Genomic DNA, 17,607 nt, shown 5'->3' on the forward strand with positions numbered 1-17,607 from the left:
GCGCTCCTGTCAAGTTTCTCGGGCTTTCCGAGAGGCTTGCACGCAACGTCAGGGTGAAGCCGACGGCATTTTGAGCCCACCACGGGCAGAGTGCGCTAAAGTACGCGTCCTGCCCGGACAGTGGTCAGCCCTCCGCGCCGAGGGTGGCATCCTCCCCAGGATCCCTGTCCGCCGGCACTCTATTTGAAGAAGCAAAGGGAGCAAGATGAGTTCATCTCACACCAATCCAGGCCTTTCCCTCCGGTCGTCCAAATTCCACATGATTACCCTGGCAGCGCTGGGCGTGGTGTTCGGCGATATCGGTACCAGCCCGCTGTATGCACTCAAGGAATGTTTCAGCCCCGACCACGGCATCGCCTTTTCACACGGCGCGGTGCTGGGCATCATCTCGATGCTGTTCTGGTCCATCTCCATCGTGGTGACCATCAAGTACGTGATGTTCGTGCTGCGCGCCGACAACAACGGCGAAGGCGGCGTGCTGGCGTTGATGGCCTTGTCGCTGCGCTCGGCCATATCGGGTTCGCCGCGCGCCAAGCTGCTGATGATGCTGGGCGTCTTCGGCGCCTGCATGTTCTACGGCGACGTGGTGATCACGCCGGCCATCTCGGTGCTGTCGGCGGTGGAAGGGCTGGAGATCGCCGCGCCGCAGACTGCCCATGCGGTCATTCCGTTGACGCTGCTCATCGTGGTGGTCCTGTTCCTGATCCAGCGGCATGGCACCAGCGTGGTGGGCCGCTTCTTCGGGCCGGTGATGTTCCTGTGGTTCTTCTCGCTGGCCTTGCTGGGCCTGTACAACATCATCAAGGCACCCCAGGTGCTGGTGGCGATCAACCCGTATTACGCCGTGCACTTCATGGCCGAGCACTCGCTGCAGGCCTTCATCGTGCTGGGGTCGGTGGTGCTGGTGCTGACCGGGGCCGAGGCGCTGTATGCCGACATGGGCCACTTCGGCATCAAGCCGATCCGCTATGCGTGGCTGTTTACGGTCATGCCTTCGCTGCTGATCAATTACTTCGGCCAGGGCGCCAACCTGATCGCCAATCCCAAGGCGCTGGCCAATCCCTTCTACCTGATGATCCCCGATCCGCTGGTGCTGCCCATGGTGCTGCTGGCCACCTGTGCCACGGTGATTGCCTCGCAGGCGGTGATTTCGGGTGCGTTCTCGCTGACCAGCCAGGCCATCCTGCTGGGCTTCGTGCCGCGCATGCGCATCCTGCACACCTCCGAGGACGAGCAGGGCCAGATCTACATCCCGCTCATCAACTGGATGTTGCTGGTGGTCGTGGTAGCCGTGGTGCTGGCCTTCAAGAAATCCGACAACCTGGCCGCTGCCTATGGCGTGGCCGTGACCACCACCATGGTGATCACTACCATGCTGCTGGGCGTGGTGATGCGTCATATCTGGAAGTGGCGTACTCCGGCCGTGGTGCTGGCCGTCGGCGGCCTGCTGGTGGTGGATCTGGCCTTCTTCTCGGCCAACCTGCTCAAGCTCACCGAGGGGGGCTGGTTCCCGCTGGTCATCGGCGGCGCGGCCTTCTTCCTGTTGATGACCTGGTACTCGGGCCGCATGTTGCTGCGCATGCGCATCAAGGATGACGGCATTCCGCTGGAGCCCTTCATCGAAGGTCTGCTGGCGCATCCGCCGCATCGGGTGGGCGGCACCGCCGTCTTCATGACCGGCAATATCGCCACCGTGCCGGTGGCGCTGCTGCACAACCTGAAGCACAACCGCATCCTGCATGAGCGGGTGTTCTTCCTGAAGATCAGCATCTGGGATGTGCCCTTCGTGGCCGACAGCGAGCGTCTGACCATGAAGGAGCTGGGCGGCGAGGTCTACCTGCTGCGCGCGGCCTTCGGTTTCAAGGAAGCGCCCGAAGTGCAGAAGGTCATGACGCTGACCGAACAGCAGTTCGGCCACCACTTCGACCTCATGGACACCTCCTTCTTCCTGGCGCGCGACACGGTGGTGCCCAGCAAGCTCCTGGGCATGTCACTGTGGCGCGAGCGTCTGTTTGCCTGGATGTACCAGAACGGCGCCAAACCGTCGGACTTCTTCCACATCCCGGCCAACCGGGTGGTGGAGCTGGGGACCAAGGTCGAGATCTGAGCAGGTGCGGGTTTGCTCAAAGGATGCCGTTCAGTGTGGTGCTGAACGGCATTTTTCTTGGTCGCGGAAAATGTCTCAGGAATTCATATGGCCGGGTAGTATCGAAGTGCCAGGGCCGCACCATGGCAGTATCGGTGCAGTATCGTTCACCATCAGCTTTAGGCAAGGAGCAGCAGGCACATGAACAAGATCAGGATGATGGGCGCCCCCACCGATGTGGGCGCCAGCCGTCGCGGCGCCTCGATGGGACCGGCCGCGCTGCGCGTGGCCGAATTGCAGCGCGGTCTGCAGCAGCACGGGCTGGAGGTCATCGATGGCGGCGACCTGGGCGGCCCGGCCAATCCGCAGCAGCCGCCGGTGCAGGGGCTGCGCCATCTGGAGCAGGTGGTGCAGTGGAACCAGACGGTCTTCGAGGCGGTATCGGCCAGCCTGGCGCAAGCCGAAGTGCCCTTGCTCATGGGCGGTGACCATGCCCTGGCGGTGGGCTCCATTGCCGCCGTGGCGCAGCACTGCCGCAGGCACGGCAAGTCCCTGCGGGTGTTGTGGCTCGATGCCCATGCCGATGCCAATACCAGCGACTCCACCCCGACCGGCAATATCCACGGCATGCCGGTGGCCTGCCTGCTGGGCGTGGGGCCGGCGGCGCTGACCGGCCTGGGCGGCCAGACCCCGGCCTTGCAGCCGCAGCAGATCAGCCAGATCGGCATTCGCAGCGTGGACCGCGAAGAAAAGCGTCATCTGCGCGAGCTGGGCGTGCGCGTCTTCGACATGCGCCACATCGACGAGTACGGCATGCGCGCCACCATGCAGGCGGCGCTGGCCGACATCGGGCCCGATACCCACCTGCATGTCAGTTTCGATGTCGATTTCCTCGACGCCGCTCTGGCGCCCGGTGTGGGCACGGCCGTGCTGGGCGGGCCGACTTATCGCGAGGCGCAGCTTTGCATGGAGATGATCGCCGACACCGGTCGTCTGGCCTCGCTGGACGTGATGGAACTGAACCCGGCCTGCGACGTGCGCAACCAGACCGCCGAGGTGGTGGTGGATCTGGTCGAAAGCCTTTTCGGGAAATCCACCCTGATTCGACAAGACCTCTCATTGCCTGCAATTGGAGGTTGAAGGAAAGCCGGCAATGCCCGATCATTCAGGGTTTTGTAGCCGCCGGCGGGCGGGAACCAGGGCGTGCTGCCCGCATTCCCGCGCGCCGGGAAGCGCCCGCACACCGGGGCGGCAGCGAGCTGCGCACGCATCTTGCTCTCCCGGTTCATTCCTCCGTCAGAAAGAAGTCATCATGTCCCTCAAGAAATTGTTCACCCTGGCCGCCAGTGCGCTGGCCCTCTCCTGCGCTGCCGGCACCACCCTGGCCGCTGACCAGACCTATGTGGTCGGCGCCGGCGGCACCTACCGTCCCTTCGAGTTCGAAACCCCGAAGAAGGAACTGGTCGGTTTCGACATCGACCTGATCAAGGCCATCTCCAAGGCGTCCAACTTCAAGATCCAGCTGGTCAGCACACCCTGGGAAGGCATCTTCGCCACCCTCGGCCAGGGCGACCGCGACATCATCATCTCGGGCATTACCATCACCGACAAGCGCGCCCAGATCGTGGACTTCTCGCTGCCCTACTTCCCGGCCGAGCAGGTCATCATCACCAATGCCGATGCCAAGATCGGCTCGCTGGCCGACCTGAAGAAGACCCAGGTGGCCGTGGTCAATTCCACCGCCGGTGACATCGTGGTTTCCGACGAACTGGGCAAGTCCAGCACCGCCATCCACCGCTTCGACAATACCGTGCTGATGCTCGAAGAACTCTATCGCGGCGGTGTCGATGCTGCCGTGGGCGACGTGGGCGTGATCAAGTTCTACATCAAGAGCCACCCCGAGAAGAAGTTCAAGGTGGTCGGTGACACCAAGTTCGTGCGCCAGTACTTCGGCATCGCCGTCAAGAAGGGCAACACCGAACTGCTGGAGAAGATCAACGCCGGCTTGAAGCAGATCGTTGCCGATGGCACCTATGCCAAGATCTACAAGACCTGGTTCGACGGCGACGTGCCGACCCTGCCGCTGAAGTAAGCTCCCCCGGCGTACCGGCTTGCCCTGGCCGGGCGCCCCTCCGAGAGCGCCGCCCCGCCCCATGGTGCGGGGTGTGCTGCCTGTCCTGCCGGTTTCATTTTTTCCGCTTTTCTCAACATCTCCGTTTGAACGGATTCATCATGCACTCCTTCTTCCAATGGGAAATCATCGGCGAATACGCGCCGCTGTTCGTCGAAGGCACCTGGATGACCTTGAAGGCCGCGATCATCTGCGTCATCGCCGGCACCTGCTGGGGCCTGGTGCTGGGCGTGGGCCGCCTGGCCGAGGCGCGCCATGGTTTCTGGAAATATTTCCTGCGCTACTGCGTGCAGTGGCCGATTCGCTTCTATGTCAGCTTCCTGCGCGGCACCCCGCTGTTCGTGCAGATCCTGCTGATTCACTTCGCGCTCATGCCGATGCTGATCAACCCCAGTGGCGGCCTGATCCTCTCGGGTGACCTGGCGCGCGAGATCCGCTCGCACTATGGCGCCTTCACCTCGGCGGTGCTGGCCATCACGCTCAATTCGGGCGCCTATGTGTCGGAGATCTTCCGCGCCGGCATCCAGTCGATCGACCGTGGCCAGAGCGAAGCCTCGCGCTCCCTGGGCATGAGCTACCTCGGCACGCTGCGCCGCGTGGTGCTGCCGCAGGCCTTCCGCCGCATGCTGCCGCCGCTGGGCAACAATGCGATTGCCATCGTCAAGGATTCCTCGCTGGCCTCGGCCATCGGTCTGGCCGAACTGGCCTATGCTGCACGGACGGTCTCGGGCGCCTATGCGCGCTACTGGGAGCCGTACCTGACCATTTCGGTGATCTACTGGGTCATCACGCTGGCGCTGTCGGCGCTGGTGCGCCATCTGGAAGCGCGTTACGGCAAGGGAGATGCACGATGAGCACGATGATCAAGGTCAACCAACTGCAAAAGAGTTTCGGTCAGGCGCACATCCTGCGCGGCATCGACTGCGAGATCCGCGCGCGCGAGGTGGTGTGCGTGATCGGGCCGTCGGGCTCGGGCAAGAGCACCTTCCTGCGCTGCCTCAACGGCCTGGAGGAAGTCAGTGATGGCGACATCTTCATCGAAGGCGTCAAGCTCAATGATCCCAAGGTCAACCTCAATGCCTTGCGCGCCGAACTGGGCATGGTGTTCCAGCGCTTCAACCTGTTTCCGCACATGACGGTGCTGGAGAACCTGATCATGGCACCCATGCAGGTCAAGAAGCTCTCCCGCCGCGAAGCCGTGCTGGTGGCCGAGAAGCTGTTGCAGAAGGTGGGCCTGCTGGAGAAGATCGATGCCTTCCCCAACCAGCTCTCCGGCGGCCAGCAGCAGCGTGTGGCCATTGCCCGCGCGCTGGCGATGGAACCCAAGGTGATGCTGTTCGATGAACCGACCTCCGCCCTGGACCCCGAACTGGTGGGCGAGGTGCTGAGCGTCATGAAGCAGCTGGCCGAGGAAGGCATGACCATGGTCGTGGTTACCCACGAGATGGGCTTTGCCCGCGAAGTGTCGGACCGGGTCTTCTTCATCGACCAGGGCGTCATCATGGAAGAGGGGCCGCCGCAGCAGGTGCTGGGTGAACCGATTCATGAACGTACGCGCGATTTCTTGCGCAAGGTGCTGTAAGCCTCAGTGAAAAAGTGAAAACGCCGGGACGGATCCCGGCGTTTTTGATTTCAGTGATGCGCGCCCAGCACGATGGCGCCCGCCGCAATCACCAGACAGGACAGCACGCGCCGCAGCGTCAGTCTTTCTCCCATGAAGAGCGTCCCGATCAGGAGCGCAAACAGCACCGAGGTCTCGCGCAGTGCCGAGACCATGCCCATGGGCGCCAGTGTCACGGCCCAGATCACGATGCCATAGGCCAGCAGCGACATCACGCCACCTGCCAGTCCGATCCAGGTGTCCTTGTGCGACAGTACCACCGGCGAGCGGCCATGCTTGTACTGGTAGAGCAGCGCCAGCGGGATGCTGTCGGCCACGAACAGCCAGCCTGCATAGGCGATGGCATCGCCCGCCAGCCGCGCGCCAATGCCATCGGTGATGGTATAGGCCGCGATGAAGGCCCCGGTGGCCAGCGCCGCCAGCGGGGCGGACAGGTGTTCGCGCTGGCGCATGGCGCGCAGGTTGGCCAGGCTGACGATGCCCACCGAGACCAGCGCAATGCCGATGACCGTGTAGAGCCCCAGCTGCTCGCCCGCGAACAGGGCTGCGCCCAGCGCCACCAGCAAGGGCGAGGAACCGCGTGCAATCGGATAGGACTGGCCGAAGTCGCCGATGCGGTAGGCACGGATCAGAAACAGGTTGTAGCCGGTGTGCAGCAGGCCCGAGAGAATGATGTAGAACCAGCTGTCGGCCTGTGGCAGAGGACGCCACAGCACCAGCGGCACCGCACCCAGACCGGCGCCCAGCGTCATGAGCGAGAGCGAGGCCAGGCGGTCGTGGCTGCTTTTGAGCAGGGCGTTCCAGGAGGCGTGCAGCAGGGCAGCCGCCAGGACCAGGGCGATGACGGCCAGGTTCATGCGGCCAATCCGGCATCCAGATCGGCCACGCAACGCCACAGTGCATGACCTGAGGCCAGGTACTTGCGCTCGAAGGGCGTGATGGGTTGCTCAGGGCGCCAGGCTTCGGTCTGGAAAGTGCCGCCAGTCAGGTGGTTCAGGGCCGATGTGAATTCTTCGACATAGATTTGCCAGTTGCTGCGGCATTCCAGCCGTCCGCCCAGCGCCACGATGAAGGGAAACACCGGATGACCCTGCCAGCGCCGGGCCAGGTGGCCGATCTTGGGCCAGGGATTGGGGTAGAGCAGATAGTGCTGCGCCGGACGCAGACCGGCCTGATGCGCCAGGCGCCAGTAATCGACCAGATCGGCGCGTACGAAGCAGAGGTTGGTCGGCTGCGGACCATCCCAGTGGGTATTGCGCGCCAGGCGGTCGGCCGACTGATCGATGCCGATGACGAAATGGTCCGGATGGCGCATGGCCAGGTGCAGCGTCGACAAGCCCACTCCACAGCCGGTATCGAGGATCAGCGGCGCCTCGCCCGCCGCACGCCAAGCGGCCAGGCTGGCATCAAAGGCGCGCAGGTTGTAGTCGGTGACGGGTTTGCGGAAGGGGTGGGCCGGATCGGCGTGGCGCGCCACCAGGGTGGCCAGTTGCTCGTGCACGCCGGTCTGGGCGCTGCGGATGGGGGATGAATTCACGACAAGGTGCGGTAGGCGGCAAAACACCATTTTAATGGACACCGCCACCCCGTCGCTGATGACAAGCTGACCAAAAAAAAACGCCGCGCGGTGGGCGCGGCGTTGTTGCCTGTGAAGCGGGAAAACCCGACCGGATCAGTGCAAGGTCATGGGATGACGCATCATCACGTCATAACGGCTCAGGAAGTTGTCGATGTCTTCCATGGACGGCTCGGAGGCAATCAGTTCCTGGACATCCTTGCGGAACAGTTCGGCCGCCGGGCCATCGATGTAGATCTCGCGCTGGCCGGACTTGTCCATGATCTCGTAGCCGCCGAAGCGCAGGGCTTCGTGGTCGGTATCGGCACCGAATTCGACGACGCTGTACTGCTCACTGTTGTAGATCAGGTTCATAGTGACTCCTTATGCTGGAATACTGCTTCGAAAAGGAAGTGGCGCCTTCACCGTAAATTTCAAGACCCTTCACCTGGGCCGCGCCTCGTGTGCATTTCTGCTACTTCGATACAGCTCCCTCGGGGAACGCCGCGTCGCTTGCGCTCCTGAGTCTGTTGACGGCAGCTTTGCCCAAAAACTTTGATGGCTGCCTTCTTGCCTGATGATCCAAAACCGTCATGAAGCACTGTCACCTGCTGAAGATAGATGACAAGCCTGCCCGGAAGTTCATCATGCCGCCCCGGGCCGGGTTGCGCACTGGCAAGCCAGACGACACCTTCAGCATGCCGCTGTCGGACGCAAAAGAACATCAGGAAAATTCTGACGCCGCCACAGTCCCGTGACGGCGTTGCCCACGCACATGCTCAGGCTACCAAAAGAAACGGGACCGCGCTGCGGTCCCGTGGTGCTTGTCCCTTGGGCCATGTGGCTTGTCGATGGCTCAGTGATTCTTGCGCGCCAGCTTGCCTGGTTCCACGCCCAGTTGCTTGAGCTTGCGGTAGAGGTGGGTGCGTTCCAGGCCGGTGCGTTCGGCCACGCGGGTCATGCTGCCGTTTTCGCGCACCAGGTGGTATTCGAAATAGGCGCGCTCGAAGGCGTCCCGCGCTTCGCGCAGCGGCAGGTCGAAAGAGATGTTGGCGGCATTGTCAGCCACCTGACCGAAGGGGGCCGTAGCCGGCGTGCCATGATGCAGTGGTTCGCCGCCCAGCGTGGGCGCATAGGTGGTCACCGGGGCCGCGTGTTCGGGCGCATGCAGGCTGTCGGCGGCGCCATTGACCACGGCGGCCACCGGGGCCGGACGATAGCTGGCCGGGCGCACCGCTTCACGGCTGTGCGAGAGGCCCTGCTGCACGGCCTTGAGCAGCTTTTGCAGGGCGATCGGCTTTTCCAGGAAGTTGAGCGCGCCGATGCGGGTGGCTTCGACGGCGGTGTCGATGGTGGCGTGACCGGACATCATGATGACCGGCATGGTCAACAGGCCATCGCGTTGCCACTCCTTCAGGAGCGTGACGCCGTCGGTGTCGGGCATCCAGATGTCGAGCAGCACGAGGTCGGGGACACCGGCCTGGCGAAGCTCGCGTGCCTGCTGCGCGTTTTCCGCAGTGGTCACGACATGCCCCTCATCGCCCAGAATTTCTGAGAGCAATTCGCGGATACCCATTTCGTCATCGACGACCAGGATGTTAGCCATGTGCTGCTTTCCTCGCTGCTAGTTCATTGTCCAAGTGTTCGATCTTGTTCCGGGCCGGCGCGCTCAATGCGGCGTTGGCGAGCATGCCTTGATGAACTGCCGGGTCCCTCCCGGCGCCTTGCTGTCGAATCTTGATCCTGGGGACGGTTTCCGGAGAAAACTGTCTCTTAATCAATAGGTGCTAACTTTACCAGCAAAATTACAATTTTTGCGCCCCGGCCATCGGTCCGATTCTGGATATCGATGCGACCACCATGTTCCTCGACGATTTTCTTGACCATCGCCAGCCCCAGACCGGTGCCTCTGGCCTTGGAGGTGACATAGGGTTCAAAGGCGCGCGCCAGGATGGTGGGCGAGAAGCCGGGGCCGTTATCCATGATCGACAGACGCACCGCTGGCCGGCGCTGGCCGTCGGTGCCGGCAATGTCGATCTGCTCGGTCAGCACGTCGATGCGCGGTGCGCTCTGGCCGTCATCGGTCACGGCATCCTGGGCATTCTGCAGCAGATTATGGATGACCTGGCGCATCTGGGTCGCATCGCCCATGACCTTGCTCATCTCCGGGGCCAGGCGCGCGTGGATCACGTCGCGGCCATCGCCGGCCAGGTAGAGGTTGAGGATTTCCTCGATCAGGGCATTCAGATCCAGTGCCACCGGCTTGGCTGGCGGGGTCCTGGCGTAGTCGCGGAAGTCGTCGACCATGCGTTTCATGGCCGTGACCTGGTTGACGATGGTGGTGGTGCCCTTGTCGAGGATGGCGGCGTCGGCTGGCATGAGCTTGTCGGCCAGGCGGTGCTGCAGGCGTTCGGCCGAGAGCTGGATGGGGGTCAGCGGGTTCTTGATCTCGTGCGCCAGGCGGCGCGCCACCTCGCCCCAGGCAATCGAACGCTGGGCCGAGATGACGTTGCTGATGTCATCGAACACCACCACGTAACCGACGCCGTTTTCCACCGGCAGGTGCGAGCCGCGTGCCAGCAGGGTCAGCTTGTCGTGGTCGGGCTTGCCGCCTGGTTCCTCGTTGGCATCGCGCAGTGCGCCGGGCTGGCGCGAGAGCTCGAACTGGCGCTGCCAGTGCAGGCCGTCGGCACCATCGCTGCTGTGCTGGGCCAGTTGTTCGGAGAAGGCGCGGATGATGGCCTGGGCAAATGGGGCCTGGCTGTCGATGGTCTGCAGGGGGGTGCCGATATTGGCCGAGAAATCGTGGCCCAAAATGCGGCGCACCGAATCGTTGGCGCTGACGATGTTGAACTGGCCATCCAGCACCATCACCCCGGCCGACATGTTGGCCAGCACCGACTCCAGGTAGGCCTTGGCGTTCTCCAGCTCGGCCCGGTTCCTTTCCACCGAGGTGCGCGCTTCCAGCAGCTGGCGCGTCATGGTGTTGAAGGATTGGGTGAGCGTGCCCAGTTCATCGGAGGTGCTCACGATGGGGCGGGGTGAGAGATTGCCCTCGGCCACCGCCTTGGTGCCTTCGGCCAGCAGCAGCAGCGGCTTGGCCAGGTCGCTGGCGATCAGGAAGGCACTGGCGATGGCGGCGAAGATGGCCAGCAGCAGGGTCAGGGTGAGGGTGACCAGGTAGATCTTGCGCAGGCCCGAGCGCGAGACTGAACGCTGCTGGTATTCGTTGTAGGCCAGTCGCAGTGTTTCGGCATTGCTGGCGAGGTAGTCGGGCACCGGCTGGAGGATCTGCAGGTAGCGCGTTTCGTTCTGCAGGGACATGCCGCGACTGGGGGCCGGTACCAGCACCACCACGTGCAGCCGCAGGTTGCCGTCGGCGTCGGACTCGCCATTGGACGGGCGGGTATCATCGCTTTCCACCGCCGAGAAGGCGCGCGAGACCCGCGCCTGGCGCATCGCCTGGCTGCTGGGCAGCACGGGCGTGAGTGAACCGATGGAGCCGCCCACCGTACTCATCACCTGGCCATTGCCGTTGACGATGGTGATTTCCATGTTCTGGTCGCGCTGGCGGGAGAGGTAGGTCACCTGCTCCGAGTCGCTCATGTCGGAGAGTTCCTGGGCCATGCCACGCGCCCGCGAAACCAGGTCCGAGAGCGAGGAATCCAGGGCATTGCGGCCCAGGTTGAGGCCCGATTCGAGCGCCGCCTCCATGCGCACGTCGAACCAGGATTCGATGGAGCGCGACACGAACTGCACCGACATCAGGTAGATCACCGCCCCCGGCACGATGCCCACCAGCGCAAACATCAGCACCAGTCGCGCCAGCAGCTTGGAGCCGAACTTGCCGCGCCGGTAGCGTTTGTAGAGCCGCCCCAGCAGCAGCAGCACCAGTCCCAGCAGCGAAATGGCGGCCAGACCGTTCAAGAACAGCAGCCACGGGTAGTGCTGCTCGAAGAGGGCGGAATTTTCGGAGGCCGAGGCCAGCAGGAACAGCAGGACGCTGATGACGCCCCCGCCGACCACCAGCAGATAGCGTAAGGTGCGGCTCATTCGGGTTTGTAGTTGAATTCGATCCAGTCCGAGGACAGGCGCCAGTCACTGTTGTTGAGCGCATTGACCTGGAAGGGCTTGGGCAGCTGCGCCACGTCCAGGCGCATGCGCAGGCCGACCTGGTAGGTCTCGCCGGACTTGAGGGTGTTGTTGTCGGCGACGATCCAGCGCGGCGGGCGGCGGATCAGGGTCAGCGCGTCCTCGAGGTTGGTGAAGCTCTGCTGCAGCTGGCCGCTGATGGCGGTGTGGTATTGCCGGGTCAGCACGTTGTAGGACAGACGCAGGGTGCGCGTGAGCGAGACGCTGGTTTCGTCGAACCAGTACCAGCGCCGCCGGGTCAGCTGGACCTCGGTGGTGAAGTACAGGGGCACACCGCGCGAGAGCGCATCTTCCAGGCCGCGATTGAGGTCGAAGTCATAGGAAACCGAGAGGCGGTAGCCTTCGTCACTGGCTTCGATGCTGGCCTGGTTGATGGTGATTTCGGCGGCCTGCACGGCCAGGGTGGAACAGGCCAGCAGCAGCGCCAGCAGCCATTGCAGCACCGCGCGCAGCAGCCGGGAGGGCTGGCGGGCGGGCGCGGGAGTCGGGAAGGGGGCCGATTGCGTCAAATTCATGCACCAGGTTTTTGGAACAGCGCATAGAACAGGCCATCGTGATCGGCATCGGCACGGGCCGTCGGCAACAGTTGGCCTGGAGCGGGCAGCCGGATGGCATGGTTTTTCTGCGCGAAGGCGATCGCTTGCTGCTCCGATTCCTGGGGCCACAGCGAGCAGGTTACGAGCAGCAATTTACCATCCGGTCGCAGCATCTGCCAAAGCTTGTCCAAAATTTGCGCAGAAAGTGTTGCAAGCTGCACGGTGTCGGTCTTGCGACGCAGCCAGCGGATATCCGGGTGGCGCCGCACGATGCCCGAGGCAGTGCAAGGTACGTCGGCCAGGATGCGGTCGTAGCCCTGGCCATCCCACCAGCTGTCGTCGCGGGCGTCACCCGTGAGCAGCCTGGCCTTGAGCTGCAGCCGGTCGAGGTTCTCGGCGATGCGCTGCAGGCGGCGCGGGTCGTGATCCAGTGCCTGCAGGTCGAGGTCGGCCAGTTCCAGCAGATGGCCGGTCTTGCCGCCGGGTGCGGCGCAGGCATCGAGCACCCGCATGCCGTCGGCCACGTCCAGCAGCGGGGCGGCCAGTTGGGCGGCCGCATCCTGTACCGACACCACACCCTCGGCAAAGCCGGGGATCTGCTGCACCGGCATCGGCTTGTCCAGCCGCACTGCGCAGGGACCGATGGCACGCGCGCCGATACCGGCCTGCTGCAGCGTGGCCAGGTACTGCTCGACGCTGGCACGGCGACGGTTCACGCGCAGCGTCAGCGGCGGTGGCTGGTTGCCGGCGTGGAGGATGGCCTGCCACTGCTCGGGATAGGCGGCCTTGAGACGGTCGATCCACCAGGTCGGGTAGTTCCAGGTAGCGGGCGGGGTCTTGCCGGCCTGCGGCATGAGCGTCGCACGTTCGCGCAGGAAGCGGCGCAGGATGGCGTTGACCACTCCCTTGGCGAAACTCATGTCCTGGCTGATGGCGGCCGCCTGCACTGCCTGGTCGACCACGGTGAAGCTGTCGTAGCCGGCTTCTTCTTCATTGACCAGCAAGGCCAGTGCCGTCACCAAGAGGCCGTGCAGCACTTCCGGTTGCGGTGGCTTGTTGGCCAGCAGGCCCAGCAGGCTGTCGCTCAGGCCGAGCTGGCGCATGGCGCGGTAGCTCAGGTCCTGGATGGCACCGCGTGCCGGGGGCGGCGCATCGCTGCGGGCGAAGATCTGCGCCAGCGCCTGCGGCAGCGCATGGCCGGCGCCCACGGCGGCCACTGCCTGGGCGGCATAGGCCAGCTGGTAGGCCAGGGAATCGGCCTTGGCGCCGGGGGAGAGGAGAGAAATCTGGATCACGTCTTGGCTGGCTCAGGAAGATACGACAGCGCCCGTGTTGCAGCACGGCAATGACCGGTGCGAAGGGCGCGGGCCGCCAGTGTACCAGCGGCCCATGCTGACCACACCTGCGTCATGCGTTTTCGTGCGGTGGTCCTGGCCGCAACAGGGCAGTCGCTGGGTGCCCGGAAACGACAAACGGCTGCCGCGGTGGATGATCGCGGCAGCCGTTCGGCCAGGGTGCATCAGGTCCGCAAGCAGCCGGCGCCATCGCGGCCCCGGTCTTGCCCGGCCATCAGACGCCCCAGAGGATGTCGTAATTGCCCTTCTTGGCTTCGCGCAGCATGTCCAGCAGCGGATAGGCGCGGGCCGAGAAGCTGACCGGTTCGATCTTTTCGTGGTTGTGGTCGTCGACGTCGGCGTTGTGGTGGGCGTTGACGTCACGCGCCAGTGCCTCGGCCGCTTCGTGCGACTTGCTGGCGTTGATCTGCTGTTCCAGCACGGCGACGGCGTCACCGGCCTCGGCGGCAGTGATCACGCCACGGGCGAGGTCCTTGTGCAGCAGGTCCAGGATGGGTTTGGCGTGCGACTCGTACATCACCACATCGGCAGCCGCTTTTGATTTGAATGTGATCAGCATATTTCCTCAGGGTCTTTGATTGAAAACGTTTTTTGGGGCGCGTGCGTCAACGCGCACGCGCTGGAAATGCGCTGCAGACTGCATCCGCATTTCTGCGGGAATGCCCGTTTGGAGTGACAGGCAACACAAGAATACTCTGCTAGCCGGAATCTTGTCATCCGGCTCGGCCCCGCTCAGCTTGGTTTGAAAGAGCTGAAAAAGGTTTCAATATTTTCCTCGGTGAAGGCTTTTTCTTCCCCTACGATGAGAATCTGGTACACCCGGCGTTCCCGTACCGCCAGGCGGGCCACCAGCCGCAGGGGGCGGCCCCGGGCCGCGCCGTGCGCATCCAGATCGAGCGTGCGCGTCAGGCCCGTGGTTTTGCCGGGCCAGCGCGGCGAGCCTTGCGGCTGGCCGCCGATGTTGTTGAGCAGGGCGGTGCGCATCGCGTCCAGCGCCCGGTCGGCCGCTGCCGCATCGGGCAGCTCGGCCGTACCCACGGCGAAGGTGAGGCCGTCGACCTCGGCGGCGGTCATGCTCATGTCGACCTTGGGACCATCCAGGTCCACCGGGCGCGTCACGCTGGCCGGCTTGGCTGGCAGCAGCACCACGAAATGCGCACCGTTGTCGCTGGCTTCGCGCCAGTTGTAGCGCGGCGAACAGGCCGCCAGGCACAGGCAGGCCAGCGACAGCAACAGCAGGGCAGGACGAAGAGGGCGCATGGCAACGGTCCGAAAACGGCGAGAGAGGCATCATAACAAAGGCGCTTGCAAGCCAATATGAAGCAAATAACGCGTTTGTCCGATGGTCTGCGCGCAATTCTTGCGGTATAAGAACGCATCGAAACGGACCCCCTCGACCGATATGAATCAACATACCCAAACCGGCCTGCCGGAACTGACCCTGCGCGGCATGTTGCTGGGCGCGCTCATCACGGTGGTGTTTACCGCCTCCAACGTCTACCTTGGCCTCAAGGTCGGCCTGACCTTTTCCTCGGCCATTCCCGCTGCGGTGATTTCGATGGCGGTGCTGCGCCTGTTCTCCAATGCCAACATCCTGGAAAACAACATGGTCCAGACCCAGGCGTCTGCGGCCGGCACCTTGTCTTCCATCATCTTCATCTTGCCGGGCCTGGTGATGATGGGCCACTGGCAGGGCTTCCCCTTCCTGCAGACGCTGGGCATCTGCGCCGCCGGCGGCATGCTGGGCGTGATGTTTTCCATTCCGCTGCGCCGGGTGATGGTGGTGCAAAGCGCGCTGCCCTATCCGGAAGGGGTGGCGGCCGCTGAAATCCTGCGCGTGGGCAGTGCCGACGCCGACGGTGGCGAGCAAACCCGGCGCGGCCTGCGCGACATCCTCTTCGGCGGCACCCTGGCAGCAGCCTTCAGCGTGATTGCCAGCGGACTGAAGCTGTTTGCCGAAAGCATCAGCCTCTGGTTCACCGCCGGGGCCTCGGTGGTGCGTCTGACCATGGGATTTTCGCTGGCGCTGGTGGGCGCGGGCTACATGATCGGCATCGTCTCCGGCATCGCCATCCTGATCGGGCTGGTGATTGCCTGGGGCGTGGCCGTGCCTTATCTCACGGCGGTGACCCCGCATGCGGCTGACGTGGCCATGTCGGACTTCGCCAATGGGCTGTGGAAAAGCCAGGTGCGCTTCATCGGTGCCGGCATGATCGGCGTGGCGGCGGTCTGGACCCTGGCCACGCTCTTCAAACCCATGCTCGAAGGCGTCAAGGCCTCGCTGTCGACGCTCGCGCGGCGCCAGCAGGGCAGCACCGAGCGCACCGATCAGGACATGTCGCCGCGCTGGATCATCGCCATCAGCCTGGCCATGATTGCGCTGCTGGCGGTGGTGTTTGCCTCCTTCCTGTCGGAGGCGCCGGTGTCGCCGGCGCTGTTCATCGGGCTGATCGTCTATGCGGTGGTGTTTGCCTTCGTGTTCGGCTTCCTGGTGGCGGCGGCCTGCGGCTACATGGCCGGGCTCATCGGTTCCTCCTCCAGCCCGATTTCCGGTATCGGCATCGTGGCGGTGATTCTGGTGTCGGTGCTGCTGCTGGTCTCGGGCGCGGTCGATCCGCTGCTGGCCACCCCCGACGGCAGCAAGCTGGCCATCGCGGTGGCGCTGTTCGTGACCGCCGCCATCATCGCGGTGGCCGCCATTGCCAATGACAACCTGCAAGACCTGAAGACCGGCCAGCTGGTCGGCGCCACGCCCTGGCGCCAGCAGGTGGCGCTGCTGGTCGGTTGCGTGGTGGGTGCGCTGATCATTCCTCCGGTGCTCAATCTGCTCTACAACGCCTACGGCTTCACCGGTGCCCTGCCGCGCGCCGGCATGGATGCGGCGCAGGCCCTGGCGGCGCCACAAGCCACGCTGATGACGGCCATCGCGACCGGCATCTTCACCCGTGAGCTGAACTGGACCATGCTGGGCGTGGGGGTGGCGCTGGGCATCGTGCTCATCGTCATCGACTGGCTGCTGGCCCGTCGTGGCGGTGTGGCGCGCCTTCCGGTGCTGGCGGTAGGCATCGGCATCTATCTGCCGCCGATGGTCAGTAGCGCCCTGTTCCTGGGGGCCTTGCTGGGCTGGCTGATCGAGCGCGCATTGCGGCGTCGTGCGCTGGCCGCTGGTGCGGATCCGCAGGCCTATGCGGACCAGCCGCGTCAGCGTGGCATTCTGGTGGCATCCGGCCTGATCGTCGGGGAGAGTCTGGTCGGCGTGCTGCTGGCCGCCATCATCGGCTTTACCGGCAAGGATGCACCGCTGGCCGTGGTGTCGGGGGCGTTTGAGTCGACCGCACAGTGGCTTGGACTGGTCGCGCTGGCGCTGGTACTGATCGCCTTTGCGCGGCGCATCCTGCCGGCGCGCTGAGCACAGGGCCTAGTACCCGCCCAGCACTCGCCGATACTGGACCGCCTCGGCCACGTGCGCCTGCAGGATGTGTTGGGCATCGGCCAGGTCGGCGATGGTGCGGGCCAGTTTCAGCACCCGGTGATAGGCCCGCGCCGACCAGTTCAGCCGCAGCATGGCGGCCTGCAGCAGTTGGGCGGCGGCATCGTCGTGCTGGCAGTACCGGTCGATCTGGCTGCCACCGAGCTGGCTGTTGGGTTTGACCTGGCGCTGCCATTGACGTTCAAAGGCGTGTGCGACGCGCTCTGCGATGGCGGCGCTGGATTCGCCCGGTTGCTGGCTGGCCAGTTCGGCGGGGCTCAGGGCGCTCACATGGATCTGCATGTCGATGCGGTCCAGCAGCGGACCGGACAGGCGCGCCTGGTAGCGCTTGACCACCTCGGGCGTACAGCGGCAGCGGCCCTGGGGATCACCATGCAGTCCGCACGGACAGGGGTTCATCGCCGCAATGAGCTGGAAGCGCGCCGGGAACCGTGCCTGCCGCGCCGCCCGCGATATCACGATATGCCCCGATTCCATCGGCTGGCGCAGCACGTCAAGCACGCTGCGCGGGTACTCGGCGATCTCGTCGAGGAACAGGACCCCATGATGCGCCAGCGAGATTTCTCCGGGCCGGGGTGAACTGCCGCTGTCATTTCTATTTATTGAGGCGACTGTAAATACTTGACTCTCCTCTTGCGGCGGGGCAATATTCACAAACTATACGGCGACTCAAAAATAGCT

At 64.3% G+C, this 17,607-nt stretch carries 15 protein-coding genes and 1 pseudogene; 6 read left to right on the top strand and 10 right to left on the bottom strand.

The window, feature by feature from the left end:
• The first annotated feature begins 205 nt into the window (after window positions 1-205).
• The 5 genes from GWL_RS20485 to GWL_RS20505 all read left to right on the top strand — a co-directional run bounded on the left by GWL_RS20485 (window position 206) and on the right by GWL_RS20505 (window position 5,799).
• Window positions 206-2,107: a potassium transporter Kup gene (locus GWL_RS20485; RefSeq protein ID WP_034351537.1), complete on the top strand. Its 1,902-nt coding sequence runs from the start codon at window positions 206-208 to the stop codon at window positions 2,105-2,107.
• Between the two features lie 180 nt (window positions 2,108-2,287).
• The gene (rocF, locus tag GWL_RS20490) at window positions 2,288-3,226 is read left to right on the top strand and encodes an arginase (protein ID WP_008334017.1); all 939 of its coding nucleotides are present in this window, start codon (window positions 2,288-2,290) and stop codon (window positions 3,224-3,226) included.
• A gap of 172 nt (window positions 3,227-3,398) precedes the next feature.
• Complete coding sequence (locus GWL_RS20495; RefSeq protein WP_008334022.1) at window positions 3,399-4,178, top strand: basic amino acid ABC transporter substrate-binding protein; 780 nt, start codon at window positions 3,399-3,401, stop codon at window positions 4,176-4,178.
• Between the two features lie 140 nt (window positions 4,179-4,318).
• A complete protein-coding gene (locus GWL_RS20500; protein WP_008334024.1) occupies window positions 4,319-5,071 on the top strand; it encodes an amino acid ABC transporter permease in 753 nt (250 codons plus the stop codon).
• A 5-nt stretch (window positions 5,072-5,076) separates the two neighbouring features.
• Window positions 5,077-5,799, top strand: coding sequence for an amino acid ABC transporter ATP-binding protein (locus tag GWL_RS20505; RefSeq protein WP_008334027.1), 723 nt, complete (start codon window positions 5,077-5,079; stop codon window positions 5,797-5,799).
• Between the two features lie 50 nt (window positions 5,800-5,849).
• Here the strand turns inward: GWL_RS20505 and GWL_RS20510 are convergent, their stop codons facing one another.
• From GWL_RS20510 to GWL_RS20550, 9 genes are all read right to left on the bottom strand, one after another.
• Window positions 5,850-6,695 (bottom strand): DMT family transporter, encoded by an 846-nt coding sequence (locus GWL_RS20510; protein ID WP_008334028.1) that lies wholly within the window; start codon window positions 6,693-6,695, stop codon window positions 5,850-5,852.
• Window positions 6,692-7,375: a tRNA (guanosine(46)-N(7))-methyltransferase TrmB gene (locus GWL_RS20515; protein WP_008334030.1), complete on the bottom strand. Its 684-nt coding sequence runs from the start codon at window positions 7,373-7,375 to the stop codon at window positions 6,692-6,694. Before GWL_RS20515 ends, GWL_RS20510 begins: the two co-directional genes overlap by 4 nt.
• A 135-nt stretch (window positions 7,376-7,510) precedes the next feature.
• A complete protein-coding gene (locus GWL_RS20520; RefSeq protein WP_008334032.1) occupies window positions 7,511-7,768 on the bottom strand; it encodes a DUF3567 domain-containing protein in 258 nt (85 codons plus the stop codon).
• 481 nt (window positions 7,769-8,249) lie between these two features.
• Window positions 8,250-8,999 (bottom strand): response regulator, encoded by a 750-nt coding sequence (locus tag GWL_RS20525; protein WP_008334035.1) that lies wholly within the window; start codon window positions 8,997-8,999, stop codon window positions 8,250-8,252.
• A 167-nt stretch (window positions 9,000-9,166) separates the two neighbouring features.
• Window positions 9,167-11,446: an ATP-binding protein gene (locus tag GWL_RS20530; protein ID WP_008334036.1), complete on the bottom strand. Its 2,280-nt coding sequence runs from the start codon at window positions 11,444-11,446 to the stop codon at window positions 9,167-9,169.
• Window positions 11,443-12,060 (bottom strand): DUF4390 domain-containing protein, encoded by a 618-nt coding sequence (locus tag GWL_RS20535; RefSeq protein WP_008334037.1) that lies wholly within the window; start codon window positions 12,058-12,060, stop codon window positions 11,443-11,445. The genes GWL_RS20530 and GWL_RS20535 overlap by 4 nt, the downstream gene beginning before the upstream one ends.
• The gene (rsmB, locus tag GWL_RS20540; RefSeq protein ID WP_008334038.1) at window positions 12,057-13,376 is read right to left on the bottom strand and encodes a 16S rRNA (cytosine(967)-C(5))-methyltransferase RsmB; all 1,320 of its coding nucleotides are present in this window, start codon (window positions 13,374-13,376) and stop codon (window positions 12,057-12,059) included. Before rsmB ends, GWL_RS20535 begins: the two co-directional genes overlap by 4 nt.
• A gap of 274 nt (window positions 13,377-13,650) precedes the next feature.
• Entirely contained in the window at window positions 13,651-13,995 is a 345-nt protein-coding gene (locus GWL_RS20545) for a DUF1840 domain-containing protein (protein ID WP_008334039.1), read from the bottom strand.
• 173 nt (window positions 13,996-14,168) lie between these two features.
• Window positions 14,169-14,696 carry a hypothetical protein gene (locus tag GWL_RS20550; RefSeq protein WP_008334048.1) on the bottom strand — a complete coding sequence of 176 codons (528 nt, stop codon included), beginning with the start codon at window positions 14,694-14,696 and terminating at the stop codon, window positions 14,169-14,171.
• A 142-nt stretch (window positions 14,697-14,838) separates the two neighbouring features.
• On the opposite strand from GWL_RS20550, the gene GWL_RS20555 reads away from it, so the two are divergent.
• Window positions 14,839-16,845 carry an OPT family oligopeptide transporter gene (locus GWL_RS20555; RefSeq protein ID WP_008334050.1) on the top strand — a complete coding sequence of 669 codons (2,007 nt, stop codon included), beginning with the start codon at window positions 14,839-14,841 and terminating at the stop codon, window positions 16,843-16,845.
• 9 nt (window positions 16,846-16,854) lie between these two features.
• Here GWL_RS20555 and GWL_RS20560 read toward each other — a convergent pair.
• Window positions 16,855-17,541 (bottom strand): annotated as a pseudogene (locus tag GWL_RS20560) (ATP-binding protein); the annotation flags it as partial.
• Window positions 17,542-17,607 lie beyond the last annotated feature (66 nt).

The organism is Herbaspirillum sp. GW103, from assembly GCF_000261365.1.
Classification (GTDB): Bacteria; Pseudomonadota; Gammaproteobacteria; order Burkholderiales; family Burkholderiaceae_D; genus Herbaspirillum.

Bases quoted from the DNA above. Each gene is read 5' to 3' on its own strand.
- GWL_RS20500 (WP_008334024.1), top strand. From the start codon at position 4,319: ATGCACTCCTTCTTCCAATGGGAAATCATCGGCGAATACGCGCCGCTG.
- GWL_RS20505 (WP_008334027.1), top strand. From the start codon at position 5,077: ATGATCAAGGTCAACCAACTGCAAAAGAGTTTCGGTCAGGCGCACATC.
- GWL_RS20555 (WP_008334050.1), top strand. From the start codon at position 14,839: ATGAATCAACATACCCAAACCGGCCTGCCGGAACTGACCCTGCGCGGC.
- rocF (WP_008334017.1), top strand. From the start codon at position 2,288: ATGAACAAGATCAGGATGATGGGCGCCCCCACCGATGTGGGCGCCAGC.
- GWL_RS20520 (WP_008334032.1), bottom strand. From the start codon at position 7,768: ATGAACCTGATCTACAACAGTGAGCAGTACAGCGTCGTCGAATTCGGT.
- GWL_RS20535 (WP_008334037.1), bottom strand. From the start codon at position 12,060: ATGAATTTGACGCAATCGGCCCCCTTCCCGACTCCCGCGCCCGCCCGC.
- GWL_RS20545 (WP_008334039.1), bottom strand. From the start codon at position 13,995: ATGCTGATCACATTCAAATCAAAAGCGGCTGCCGATGTGGTGATGTAC.
- GWL_RS20530 (WP_008334036.1), bottom strand. From the start codon at position 11,446: ATGAGCCGCACCTTACGCTATCTGCTGGTGGTCGGCGGGGGCGTCATC.
- GWL_RS20485 (WP_034351537.1), top strand. From the start codon at position 206: ATGAGTTCATCTCACACCAATCCAGGCCTTTCCCTCCGGTCGTCCAAA.
- GWL_RS20525 (WP_008334035.1), bottom strand. From the start codon at position 8,999: ATGGCTAACATCCTGGTCGTCGATGACGAAATGGGTATCCGCGAATTG.
- GWL_RS20550 (WP_008334048.1), bottom strand. From the start codon at position 14,696: ATGCGCCCTCTTCGTCCTGCCCTGCTGTTGCTGTCGCTGGCCTGCCTG.
- GWL_RS20510 (WP_008334028.1), bottom strand. From the start codon at position 6,695: ATGAACCTGGCCGTCATCGCCCTGGTCCTGGCGGCTGCCCTGCTGCAC.
- GWL_RS20495 (WP_008334022.1), top strand. From the start codon at position 3,399: ATGTCCCTCAAGAAATTGTTCACCCTGGCCGCCAGTGCGCTGGCCCTC.